Below are 13,918 nucleotides of genomic sequence, written 5' to 3' on the forward strand. Positions count from 1 at the left end.
AACTTAATTTCAGGATTAAAATTTCACATTAACACCAAACATGTACTGCCTTGTAGGAGGCGTGCCCATACCAACAGTGATCGCACGGGCTACCACCGGTGTTCCCCCGGCCGTAGATCCGACAGCGTTACCATTTCCATTACCTTCCGGATCTATACCCAAACCATCCCGTACCAATGGTGCCCAGAGGATAAATGGATTCTGTACTGCCAGGTATAACCGCAGGGAACTGAGTCCTATCTTACCTGTGATTTTTGAAGGAATATTATATCCCAGGTTGATAGACCGGACCTTTATAAATGACCCATTCCGGTAAGACAATGTAGAGGTATATTGTAATGCATCCCTGCTGGCATCCGGCTCCGGAAAATCATTCGTAGGGTTATCGGGGGTCCAGTAATTCACTTTGTACTGGTTGACACGTCCGTTCATAAAGAAGGGATAACCAGCTGCTCCCCCGTCAGCAGTCAGATAGGTAACGACTACGGTCTGACCTATACGTCCAAAGGTTACAATGTTCAGATCGAAATTCTTATAGGTAAACCTGTTATTGAAACCGAACACAAAATTGGGTTGAAAATTGCCTATCACCTGCCTGTCCTCTGCACCAATCGTGCCGTTGCCATCCACATCCTGTATTTTTATGTCGCCTGGTGCTGCGCCATAAGTAGCCGCTTTGTCTTTTTCGTTGATCTGCCAGATGCCTGTTTTCTTCACATCATAAATAACAGTCAGCGGTTGCCCTACATACCAGCCATTACCAACGTCCTGCTTCAATCCAGGCTGCAGCGCTACAATTTTTTCCCTGGCCATGGAAAAGTTAAGGTCTGTACTCCAGGTAAATCCGTTACGGCTTTTTACATTCAGGCTGCTAAGCGTAATTTCCAGTCCATGCCCTGCCGTCTTTCCCTGATTAACAAGTACTGAGTTGGCACCGCTGCTCCTGGGTAATTCTTTGCTTAAAAGTATATCTCTTGTATTGACATTGTAATATTCAACTGCACCATTTATACGGTTATCAAATAAACCAAAGTCAAGCCCCAGGTTGTACCCCCGCGTAGATTCCCAGGTAAGCTTTGGATTTGGCAACGTATTGATCAGGTATCCTGATACATAGTTGATGTTCGCCGAGGTACCTGACCCGTAGTTGTAAAAATTGGATGAAAGACTACCTATTGTTGTGTAGGGAGCAATCGTCTGGTTCGAACTGACGCCCCATCCTGCACGGAGTTTCAGGTTATTGATCCATTTTACATCGTGCATAAATCCTTCATTCGCCATGTTCCAGCCTGCTGATATGGCCGGGTAGGTAAACCACTGGTTACCCGGAGCCAGCACAGAAGCACCATCTGCACGCACAGTAGCGGTTAACATATACCTGTCATTATAGGTATAAAAAACACGTCCCATGTAAGACAACAATCCCCTGTTACTATAACCTGAAGGATCTGCTGTAAGTGAATTAGCTAACTGTAAATTATAATCCTGGATATAGTCTGCCGGTACACCTTGTCCGTTTATATTCTGACTCTGATTGAAGTTCTTCACCACTTCATGCAACGCAGTCACCTGTATCTTATGTTTTTCTGCAATTGTCTTTTCGTAGGTAAGTGAGTTATCGACGGTATAACTCCATGTCTCGTCGTTGGACTGACTAAGCGTAGCACCCGCTGTAGTCGTATTCGTGTTAAATACCGTACCAGGGCCGTTATAGTTATTATTCATCGTTTGTATCCAGTCAAGGGCCAGGCTGGATTTTAGTTTCAGTCCTTTTATAATTTCCAGCTCTCCATATACATTGGTCAATGTCCTGAACCGGCGCGTCCGGGCTTTTATCTTATCATTGTTCCCGATAGAGGTGAGAGGACTTATCTGCTGGGCATCATTGGATTGCTGTATAGCAGGTTGAAAATTAATGCTGCCATCCTCATTGTAGGGCAGGTACAGCGGACTCAATCTGGTGGCTGCACCAAGGGCACTCGTGTTGATACGATTTGCCCAGCTCATTGTATTGGTGGTCGTGAGCCCAACTTTTAACCGTTTACTCATCTTGTGATCAATAGCGATATGAAATGATCCCCTGTCGAATCGTTGATCCGGTATGATGCCTGTCTCTCTGAATACGCCAAACCCGAAGCTGTAAAGTGTTGTTTCATTACCACCTGCCACACTCACGTTATGATCAGTGCGGATAGCGTTGGTAAGTAGTAGTTTTTGCCAGTCTGTATTGACGCCTTTCGCCAGGTTTTCCTGCTCAATAGGAGTGAGTGCGTTAGGGTTCGGATTATTCGGATTAGGTTGTCCCTGTTTGGCTGCGTCCTTGAATGCAGCATATTCCTGCCCGCTGAAAAGTTTATACGTATTGGTCGCTTCCGACATGCCGATGTACCCGTCGTAACTGGTTACAGATTTCCCCGGCCGCCCTCTTCTGGTGGTAATGATAATTACGCCGCCTGACCCGCGGGAACCGTAAATGGCAGTAGCAGAAGCATCTTTCAGCACGTCGATGGTAGCAATATCATTTGGATTGATATCATTTATACTGCCACCTGAAAGTGGGATACCATCGATCACTATCAGCGGACCATTCTGCGCATTATTGGCCGATGAACCGGAAGCCAGGGAACGGTTTCCCCTGATCCTGATCTCGCCACCGGCTCCTATACTGGAACTATTGTTGACAATGTCAATCCCTGCAGCTCTTCCCTGCAGCTGGTTATATACGTTCGGTGCCCCCAGTTCCCGCAGCGTTTCTCCTTTCACAGATACGGTGGCACCTGTTACATCTTTCTTTTTTGCGGTGCCATAACCAATTACCACCACCTGTTCCAGGTCGCTGACTGAGGGTTTCAACGAAACATTGATGGTCGTCTGCCGGTTCACATTTACCTCCTGGTTCATGAATCCTACAGATGTGATCACGAGGGTGCCGGTTGCAGGCGCGTTAATCTTAAAATAACCTTCATCGTTGCTGAGCACCCCTACCTTTGTAGCTTTCACCCGGATGCTGGCACCGGGTATCCTGGTGCCATCTTCGCCGGTAATGCGTCCGCTGACAGTAATTTGTTGTCCTACCCCATAAGAAGTGCCCCAAAAGAAAATAAATAACAGCATCGTTATCCTCAATAATAACCTAAAAGAGGGCAACGCCTTCTGTAAGTGATGCGTAAAAGAAAAATTCATAATCGTGGTTTTATTCAGTTTTTCTAAAAAAAGCAGTCCCAGCCCTGCATACTTAACATGCAGGGAATATTGACACCACAAGAGGCGTATATCAAAATTGGTTGATATTTCCATCAGTTACCGGGACGTCTTCCTGATGGAAAGCAGTTACTTCATAACATTGTTACTTTATATGTTTGGGCTACAGTTGTATCAGTGGTCGTTATTTTGTTACATTACCAGTTTTAGGCGCAATTACTTTATCAAAAGCCATTTTTGGATTGAATTGGCGGTCAAACAACAAGGGATAATTAGTTCTGCCAGGCACCGGCCAGTTGTTTAACCAGGAATCTCCATCACTCACGCCCCAGAAGGTGACCCGGCCTATCTTATCTTTATACTTCAGGAAAAGCCGGAACAGGTCTTCATAATCCCTGGCCAGTTGTTGCTGCACACTGTCTGGCAGCGAACCAACGTAGGGATTTAGCATACTGTTATACACTTTCTGCTGGTTGACGTCTGCTCCCTCCACGCCCCTGGGATCTGGCAAAACGCTGATGTCCAGCTCTGTGAACATGACATCAATTCCCAAAGCAGAGAATTCGAGGATGCTCTCTTCAATGTCTTTTAAAGGTACCTTTCCCAGGTGCCAGTGCCCCTGTATACCGACACCATCTATACGTGCTCCTGCTGCCTGTATTTTCCGGATAAGGGCTATCGCACCTGCACGTTTTTTAGGCTGCTCTATGTTGTAATCATTATAATATAATTTCGTATGCCTGGCAGCCTGCCCGGCCAGCTGGAAAGCCTGTACCACATAATCATCTCCAAGGTTCCTGAGGAACAGGGATTTACGCATAGTACCGTCTTCATTAAGGGCTTCATTTACCACATCCCAGGAATATACCTTCCCATCATACCGCGAAGCGATAACGCTAATATGGTCTTTAAAGAAACGCTGCAGCGAATCCTTGTCATGCAGCTGCATCACAAATGCAGGTAACTGGCTATGCCATATAAGCGTATGCGCATTAATCTGCATATGGTGCCGCTGACCATAGGCAATCAGCTTGTCTGCCTCTGTAAAATTATACCGCCCCCACTCCGGGTGAATCAGCGCAGCCTTCATATCATTTTCAGGGGTAAGGGTATTAAACTGCCTGGATATAAATGCAGTGACCATGGCATCCGTCTCATTTACCTGGCGCCTGTTAAGTGCAGCACCTACTACAAAATCATCTTTAAAGGCATCCTTCAGGGATGGAGTTTCCCCCACAGCGGATTGGCTGTTACTGCCTGTACAGATACAACAGATAAAAACTATAAGGACAAAGGAAATTAGTTTATCCATAATGCCAGACTTTTAAGGTGCGGGCGCTACTCATATTAAAAGAGCAGCACCCCTACCAGGTGTAGTTGCTTTATTGGTCGTGGAAATTACATGAGCGAATGTAGCTTGACAAGCGCAGTATGAGTAGCTTATTTGTAAAAATGAATAGCACAAATGTTTAAAGACACCACCACTGGCACTATCCCCGTTCCTAAACAGCAGTTAATATATAACATCATTTATACATACCATCAATCAGGTTCCTTTTTCTTTCGTGCCTGGTATTCTGAAGGCAGCAGGTTAAACTTGGCTTTAAAAGCCCGGGCAAAATAATTGGGTGTAGAGAATCCAACTGCATAACCAATCTGGGCAATTTTCATATCGCTGGTTTCAAGCAAACAAGCCGCCTTGTTTAGTTTTATAGAACGGATAAATTCAACAGGCGTTTCTCCCGTCAGCTGCACGACTTTATTATACAGGGAAGCCCTGCTCATAAAAAGGTGCCTGCTCATTTCTTCTACGGTCAGACTGTCGTTGTTAATGTTGTTTTCTATATACTGCGTTACCTTTACCAGGAACTTTTCATCTGCTGATTCAACATCGTCCACAGAAACCATTACATCTAACTGCCGCCGATAGGTGTCTTTTAGACGCTTATTTAATAGTAGCAGGTTCCTGATCCGCATATTTAATATATCAATATTGAAAGGTTTGGTGAGGTAGTCACTAGCGCCCGTTTCCAGTCCCTTAATGTGAAACGCATCTCCTGTCAGGGCTGTCAGGAGAATGACGGGAATATGGCTGGTCCTTTTATCAAACCTCACCTTACGGCTTAGCTGTATACCATCCATATAAGGCATATTGATATCACTCACAATGACCAGCGGATGCGCTGACAGTGCTTTCTGCCACCCTTCTCTCCCATCTGCCGCCTCCACCACTTTGTAAAATGGCTGCAGATTATCTTTCAGATAATACCGAAAGTCTTCGTTGTCTTCCACCAGCAGCACAGTCAGTTTATCGGCAGCAGCCACTTCCGCATGTTGGCACGATACAGGTTGAAGCACTTCCGGTTCATTCTGTTGTATCTCTACGGCTGATGGCTGCATCGCTTCCATTTCCTCCAGTGGCAGCAACACCGTAAATATGCTTCCCTTTCCGGGGATGCTCTCCACATTTACTGACCCACCGTGCATTTTCACAAATTCAGCTGTTATAGAGAGACCAATGCCACTCCCCTGGTTGAGGATAGCAGGATTCTCATCGCCCTGATAGAAGCGATTAAAGATCTTTCCCTGCACTTCCGGCGTCATACCTATGCCAGTATCCGCAACTTTTATAATAATACCTGCATTCGGGTCAGGATCGACATTTAGGGATATCGCTCCCCCCTTCGGCGTGAATTTAAAGGCATTGGAAAGCAGGTTAAACAGTACCCGTTCCAGCTTATCCCTGTCAAAAGCGGTATAGTAATGGGAAATGGAGCTTGTAAATATAAAGCTGATCTGCCTGTGCTCAGAGATGTCTTTGAACAGTTCTATTACTTCGGTTATAAAAGTGACGATGTCCTCGTGGGTGAGGTCCAGTTTTGTCTCCTGCTCTTCCAATTTTCGAAAATCCAATAACTGGTTGACCATGTTCAGCAGGCGCCGTGCATTCCGTTTCACCAGGTTCAGTTGCTTCAGTTTTTCAGGTGCTATTTCACCATGGATAAGTTTATCGACCGGCCCGGCAATGAGGGCAACCGGCGTGCGGAACTCATGGCTCAGGTTCACCAGGTATTTGATCCTGGCCTGTTCAAATTCGCGTTGCCTTTCTGCTTCCTTACGGTCCATTTCAATGGCCTGCCTTACCTGTAATCTTTCCTGCTCCAGTGCAAACCGGGCTTTCAGTTTCCGGATCGCCCTGTGCCGCAGTCCCCACAAAATAGCAATGACCGCTACCACATAAAACAGGTACGCATAAATAGTCATCCAGAAAGGAGGTCTGACATATATTTTAATCACGGCTTCCTCTGTATGCCATGCCCCGTCATCACAGCTGGCCCTGACCCGGAAAACATAATTGCCAGGTCTCAGATTCGAAAACACCGCCATGCGCGATGTACCGATATCATTCCAGCCTCTGTCGAATCCCTGCAACATATAGGAATACCGGCTCTCCTGCGGAGCTGTATAGTTCAGCGTAGCAAAATTGATGGTAAAGTGTTGTTTATAATCCAGCTGGATACAATCTGCTAATGAAATGTGTGACCGGATAGCAGCATGTTCGCCAGGAATCACGGAAGTATTGCCAATTTTGAGATCTGTCAATACAATGCGGGGGACAATCCTATTATAATTGAGCAACCTGGGATTGAAATAATTAAACCCTTCCAGTCCACCGAAAAAAAGTTCTCCCCGCTCTGTCTTTATACCCGCACCCAGGCAGAAAGTACTGCGCTGCAATCCATTATATTGATAATAATTCTTGAAGGTACTGGTCAACGGGTCAAAACTGCTGATTCCTTTATTGCTGGTTACCCATACCTTTCCGGCATCATCTTCAAGGATCTTATAGATAACCGCATTAGACAGTCCTTCCTGTTCTGCGTAACGTTGAAATTTCCCGGTTTTCGGGTCTAAAAGGCATAATCCTGCACTGTGAATACCTACCCATATTCTACCGCTTTGTCCGACACATATCGTTTGAACATTATTGGCCGGAAGATCACTGTTTTGCATGGTAAAGGTCCTGATTATTCTACCCGATGGATCCAACATGAATATACCCGCTCCTATCGTCCCAATCCAGATATTACCTGCTTTATCTTCCTCTATTGTCCTGATAAAACCACGGTGTAAGACAGTGATGCTATCCTTTTTGTAACGAATAACGGGATCAAAACGCCTGAACACGCCGGATAACGGATCATACACATTCACACCATTCCCATTCGTTCCGATCCAGACATTGCCACGGCTGTCTTTTTTCAGACAAAAAATATCATTGCCGGAAGGCTGGTGATCGTCATCTCCTTTCAGATAGTGATGCACCTTGCCCGTTTGCATGTTCAGTGTATATATACCATGCATAAAGGTGCCTATCCAGAGCAGACCGTCCGCATGTTCAAGAGAAAGTACAGCCGGTGGTTTGCCGCCCTCATAGAAACCGGGATGGGTGAACAGGCCGGTATTCCTGTGAAAGAGATTAATACCGCCACCATCAGTGCCTACATAAATATCGCCATTGGCATCTTCAGAAAAAGAGGTAACAATGGGCGCTGTCAATCCTTGTGGGTCAAACGGGTTGCTTTCCCTGAGATTAAAAAAAGCCAGGTTCCTGTCATATTTACTAATACCTCCCTGGTAGGTGCCAACCCAGTAAATACCATTGTTATCAATGTAAATACTTCGCACTGATTTACCCTGTAGGCTGTAACGATTCCTGGCGTCATGTTCTATCCGCTGCAAAGTCTTCTTTTGCAGGTCGAAGATATTCAACCCTTCTTCGGTTCCTACCCAGATCCTGTTCGCATTTTCCGCCGCCAAAGACCATATACGGTTGCTGCTCAGGGAATTCTTATCTGTATTGCTATGTTTATAGGTACGGAAATGCCCGCCATCCGGCAGCAACATGGCCAACCCGTCATCCTCTGTACCTATCCATAAGTTGCCGTTATGGTCTTCAGTAATTGCTTTGATGGAATTGTCAGGTAAAGAAAGTGAGTCTGCCGGTTCGTGACTGAAGTGCTTAAAATAGTTCCCTTGCGGCTGATACAGGTACATACCTGCATTACTTCCTATCCATAGCCGGTGGCGGCTGTCTTCCATCACACAGGTGATGATGTTCGACAACAGCGAACCCGGCTTTCCGGGATTTGCTGTATAACGGACCACTTCTCCTGTTCGGGGATTTAACCTGAACAAACCGATGTAACTCCCAATCCACACCTGTCCGGTATGATCACAGAAAAGGGTACGCGCCGTATTATTGAAGGTAAATTTGTAATTGATGAAGGCGTCTTTCTTCCGGTTATAACATGACAATGTGTTGTTGGTGCCTATCCATAAATTACCGGAACGGTCTTCGTGCAAGGCCAATATCGAATTACCGCCCAGGCTGGATGAATCCCCTTCTTTATGGCGGTACACAGTGAACGTAAGACCATCAAACCGATTCAGTCCGTCATCTGTTCCAAACCACATGAATCCATATTTATCCTTCAGAATAGCATTTACTGTGTTGGAAGACAACCCATTACTGGTGGTGAAGTTGACAAAGTTGAAATCACTCTGTTGCGAAATAACTACCTGCGGTATAAACAACAGGCATAATATATGAAAAATATATTTCACAATAACATGGAATTAGTGGGTCTCTGATAGATTAACAGGTAAAGTGTATTTCTGACAATTTAATGAATTTATCAGCATGATAGCATAGGATAATATATTTTTTTCAGCTGATCCTGTGCAAGGGGTTGGGGTTAATCCAGGTAATACCCTAACTTCTTTAATCGCTCCAATATCGCCCCCTTCGTCCTGTCGAAATATACCGTCAGCCTGCTCACCGGCATCCCCTTCTCAAACATGATCTTCAACTCCTCATCCTGCCTCGCCGTCCATGGCTTGCCCGCCTCTTTAAGCGCTTCCCTCTTCTTTATAAAAGTCTTTTCAGGCGTATGCTTATTTATCCTCCTGAGTGAAGAAGTCCGGACATTATTATAAGGATTCCCCTCCGCCTTCACCTTCAGCACATTAATATAAGGCGAACCCGGAAACCCCACAGGCACCAGTGTTTCAGGAATATTCAGCTGTCCTTTGGTTCTCGTAACCGCTACATACAACAGGTTGATCTCTTCCATCAGCCGGTCTACATCTGCCTCCTCCTTCTTCATTAATTCCTTCAGCTTCTCCTCCGCTATAAAATCATTCACCAGGTACACCGTATCATACTCCATCCCCTTCGCCCTATGCACCGTAGAAAATATCATCTCCGCCTTATGCCGGTGCTCATCTCCCACATGCAGTTCCTTCAACTTCTTCATGATTCCAAAAATCTCATTCCCATATTCCTTCACTATCTCTACCATCGTAGCCAGCTGCACATCCTCCGTTTTCTCTATATACTCTTCCAGCTCATCCAGGTTCCGCATCGACTTCACTACCTTATCATTCACCCGGTCTAAATTCCCATTCTGCAGGTTTAACACATCATACAAGGATGTACCGTCATCTGCATACGTATACGAATTAATATTCCCCTCGAAATAAATATGCTTCACTTTAGGGTTATCCGTGATAAAATCTATCGCATTCAACAACAATCCAAGATTCGTACGCGCAATCGTCGCTTTCAGGTTCCCCAGCTTCACAGGTTTGGGTCTGCCGAAAATGGATACTTTCTGCGTTTCAGCCAGGTGATTCTTCCAATAAAGAATTTCAGACGCCAGGTTAGCAACATCCTGCACATACCTAAAACTCGTTGATAACCGCAGTAAATCGAAACGGGCTTTCTCCAGCGAGTTCACCGCATGCCGCCATCCATAGATCTGCTGATGCACATCGCCTACAATCACTTTGGTCGCATCCTGCTTTAGAATCACATCCAGCATCACCCCCGAAGCATCCTGCGCTTCATCAAAAAGTATGTAGTCGTAATATAATATTGGATTGACCAGCTGGAACTTCTTCAAATAAAAATCATGTGTGATCTCTATTTCACCGGTATTCATTTTATTTAATATCGCCCTCGTTCCATTTTCTATCGTGGTGTAAAACTTTGTTACAAAGTCTATCGCTTCCTTGTCTGTCAATGTCTCCAGGTAATTGAGGTCCACTACCCTTATGGTACTACTGTTACAATAGTAGGAAAGAAATTTATTGATATGCGTTGCTATCACATATTCATTATGCTTTTCTCCATTCCCTTTCAATCGCAGCATATCCACGATTTCTCCATTCTTATACCCCTGCCCTCTTACCTTATAATTATGCTGAAATACAATCTGCTTATACGCCAATGAATGCGCAGTTTCCACCCGTACATTTGAAAGCCCCTTCGCTTCAAACTTACGCGTCGCCTCCAGCCTTACTGATTTATTGAACGCCAGGTATAATATGGAAGGATTGCCCGGCCTGGACGCGGCATACTCCACAATAGTCGTGGTCTTGCCGGATCCCGCAATGGCATTGATCCGGACGCTGCCCTTTGATTGAATAATTGCAGTCTGCTCTTTTGTTAATTTTACTGAAGAATAGCCATTCGTAGGTTCCATAACCACGAATTTCCCCCTAAACCCTGAAATAAAAAAGCAAATCTTATTTTATAAACTTAATCTCCATAATTTTCTGCTCAAAATCATTCGGTGGTACCAACGCCCGCGACTTAATCCTCGTCTTATACGTATACACAGTACTCACACTATAATCCAATATCTTCGCAATCGCCTCATGCTCACTAATGCCTAACCGCATCAATGCAAATATGCGCAATGTGGCATTGAGCGTTTCGCCTGACTTAGGCCAGATCTGATCCTCCGTTTTCAACAACGCATTAAAAGATGCAATGAAATTAGGGAACATCGTCAAAAAAACACTATCCAGCATATTATACAAACCCGCCTTCTCCTCATTAATATGAATCCCCTTCATCAGCTCATTCACCTCATTATACTTTTTCAGCTTTATACTATGCAATGTATGCTGCTTGATTTTTTCCAACGTTTCTATATTAGAAGAACAGATCTTAAAAAACAACCCAATCATCTCCTCCTTTATCTTCGAAGACTCCCAAAGCTGTTCATTCACATTTTCCAGCTGTTTATTTTTCTCCTTTATCATCAGCTCGCTGGCCTTTATCTGCAATAGTTGTTTTCTATAAATAAATAAGAGGAAAAAAAGCACTACCGCCACAATCAAAAATGTCAAAAAGCCTATCAACAACTTATCCCGCTGGTGCTGTTTTTCATCTATCACCTTCCCCGCTACCAATGGCAACAACGATTCTATCTGTACCGCCCGGTTCCGCGCACCATAAAAATTGGCATTGCGCGCCGCTGCCTGCATAAAAATGTAAGCGTCATTCGTCTGGTTCATATGATACAACTCCTGCGCAAGCAAAAAAATAGCCAGCGTCTCCTTTGTAGACGACCGGACATCATTAATCGCAGCCAATGCCAGAAAAAGTACCCTGTCTTTCTCCCTGTATGCAGAAGCTATACGCGTAGCTACCATCGCAATACGATGAGGGGTCAACTGCTGCCGCATGATCAAACCAAAAAAATAATCCGGGGTCAGATTCTTATCCTTTAGTGAATCCGGCACAAAAGCCAGGTCTACAGTCTTTTCAAAATTATTAACAGGCACAATCACCTGTGCCTTTCTAAAATCCCGATCCGATTGTTCATAATACCCCCTGGAAAAAAACGGGTCATTGTCATAATCTGCTATACTCTGATTCAATCTTGCCCGCATAGTCAGGTAGTCACTCCACTGTGCCTGCGTAAACCTGCCCGTATCAATTTTTGCAATTACATCAAATGCTTCCTTATAAAATCCTGAAAAATATAACGTGTACCCCAACCTGATCTCACTTTCAATCAGCAAATCACCTTTATGAAACTGCTCCGTCAGTTCCACCATCTTCTTTACATACACATAAGCAGAGTCAAATTTAAAGGAAGAATATTCCTCATATATCTTTGAACAAAGATCATATTGCAAGTCAAAATTATTGCTGTCCACACGAAGCAATGAAGACCGTAATTGCCCGATCCGATTTATCCTCGCCTGGTCGTAACTGCTTTCCTTTTTCAATTCTGATTTTAGCACATTGACTAAACTATCTGCATCGAAATGCTGCGCATACCCCTGAAAAAATGCCAGTAAGAAAATGGTAATAAATGCTACTCTGTTCATATGTAAGTACCTTAAAAGTACATTTTTTGTCCTGAAACCCCTTAGATTTTTCACCCCCACAAACCAAACAACAACCTGATTACCAATAATATAAATTCAAAAATAGTTAGATTTTTCTCTCCCCCCGTCCACTACCTCATACACCACGCTTAATTACTCATTTATTTTGACCCGCTGCAGCGATATTAAAAAAAATCCACGTGAACTCATTAAGCACTCCGTTATGCTAAAAAACTTTCTACGACTTTTCATTTGTCTCATTTTCATTACGCTGGGGAATTCCACCTTTGCTCAAAACAGGGCTATTTCCGGCAAGGTCATTGACTCTACCACCAATGACCCATTGCCTGGTGTAACGATCAGAGTGGTAGGATCCAGGGCTGGCACTACTACTGACGCCAATGGTTCATTTATGTTATCCGTAACTGCATCTGACCAGGCGCTCACCTTTTCTTCCATCGACTACCTTACCAAAACAGTCCAACTTTCCAATCAAAACTCCCTGCTGGTAAAACTGGCTCAGAATGTTCAGGAATTAAAAGGTGTGGAAGTTGTCAGTGTTGGTTACGGCACGCTGAACAGAAAAGAAGTGTCCAGTGCCATCACCCACGTGACGGCAAATGAGTTGAAGTCTGTGGCTGGCAACAACCCGCTCATGTCCCTACAGGGAAAAGTAGCAGGGCTGACCATCACCAATACTGCCACTGCCGATCCTAACTCCTCTCCCAACATCCAGCTTCGGGGTGTTTCTTCCCGAAGCGCAGGTCTTGGACCACTCTACGTCATCAATGGTGTACCCGGGGGGAATATCGACAACATTAACCAGAACGACATCGAGTCTATCGACGTACTGAAAGGTGGCGCCGCATCTGCCATCTATGGTACCCGTGGTAGCAATGGGGTTATTATCATCACCACCAAAAAGGGAACCGGAGATTCAAAAATGGTGTACAATGGCTATGTCAGCATCGACAAAGTGACCATGGCTCCCCACGTGCTTACTGCCAGCGAGTTCCGGCAATTTCGTGTCAATGCCACCCCTACCCAGGGTATTGACTATGGCGCCAATACTGACTGGATGAAAGCCGTGACCCGCAATCCAACCTATGGCCAGAAGCATACCCTGCAGATCTCCGGCGGTACCGCAAATGACAACTACTTTGCCTCTGCCGACTACCGGAATGCCACTGGTATTGACCTTCGTGCCTACAAAAAGGAATATGGTGCACGCCTGAATGTAAACCATACTTCAAAAAGTAATGTCTATACCGTGTCGCTCAATGTGGCACCCAGGTATATGAAAACCAGCAACTCCGATCAGTCCAACTTTAATAATGCAATAACGCTCAATCCGACCCAACCCGTGTACGACAGTACCGGCTACCATTATCTCAATACTGGTTTCTTTTCCAACAACCCGGTGGAAAATGCCCGGTTAATCAAAAGCCAGGCTGAGATAAAGGAACTGGACATGAGCGGTTCTGTAAGAATGAATATCCTGAAGAACCTGTATACTACAGCGACC

At 44.8% G+C, this 13,918-nt stretch carries 6 protein-coding genes; 1 reads left to right on the plus strand and 5 read right to left on the minus strand.

The genetic code is table 11. The features are described from left to right. Positions 1-15: 15 nt before the first annotated feature. The 5 genes from ABDW16_RS21980 to ABDW16_RS22000 all read right to left on the minus strand — a co-directional run bounded on the left by ABDW16_RS21980 (position 16) and on the right by ABDW16_RS22000 (position 12,393). Complete coding sequence (locus ABDW16_RS21980) at positions 16-3,183, minus strand: TonB-dependent receptor (RefSeq protein ID WP_343672725.1); 3,168 nt, start codon at positions 3,181-3,183, stop codon at positions 16-18. 202 nt (positions 3,184-3,385) lie between these two features. After that, positions 3,386-4,513, minus strand: coding sequence for an endo-1,4-beta-xylanase (locus ABDW16_RS21985; RefSeq protein WP_343672726.1), 1,128 nt, complete (start codon positions 4,511-4,513; stop codon positions 3,386-3,388). 230 nt (positions 4,514-4,743) lie between these two features. Next, entirely contained in the window at positions 4,744-8,829 is a 4,086-nt protein-coding gene (locus tag ABDW16_RS21990; protein ID WP_343672727.1) for a two-component regulator propeller domain-containing protein, read from the minus strand. 131 nt (positions 8,830-8,960) lie between these two features. Continuing rightward, positions 8,961-10,751, minus strand: a complete 1,791-nt coding sequence (locus ABDW16_RS21995; RefSeq protein ID WP_343672728.1) for a 3'-5' exonuclease — start codon at positions 10,749-10,751, stop codon at positions 8,961-8,963. Between the two features lie 43 nt (positions 10,752-10,794). Continuing rightward, positions 10,795-12,393 carry a DUF6377 domain-containing protein gene (locus ABDW16_RS22000; protein WP_343672729.1) on the minus strand — a complete coding sequence of 533 codons (1,599 nt, stop codon included), beginning with the start codon at positions 12,391-12,393 and terminating at the stop codon, positions 10,795-10,797. A gap of 223 nt (positions 12,394-12,616) precedes the next feature. On the opposite strand from ABDW16_RS22000, the gene ABDW16_RS22005 reads away from it, so the two are divergent. Further along, on the plus strand, positions 12,617-13,918 hold a 1,302-nt coding region (locus tag ABDW16_RS22005; protein WP_343672730.1), incomplete at its 3' end, for a carboxypeptidase-like regulatory domain-containing protein.

The organism is Chitinophaga sp. (assembly GCF_039596135.1).
In the GTDB taxonomy this organism is placed as follows: Bacteria; Bacteroidota; Bacteroidia; order Chitinophagales; family Chitinophagaceae; genus Chitinophaga.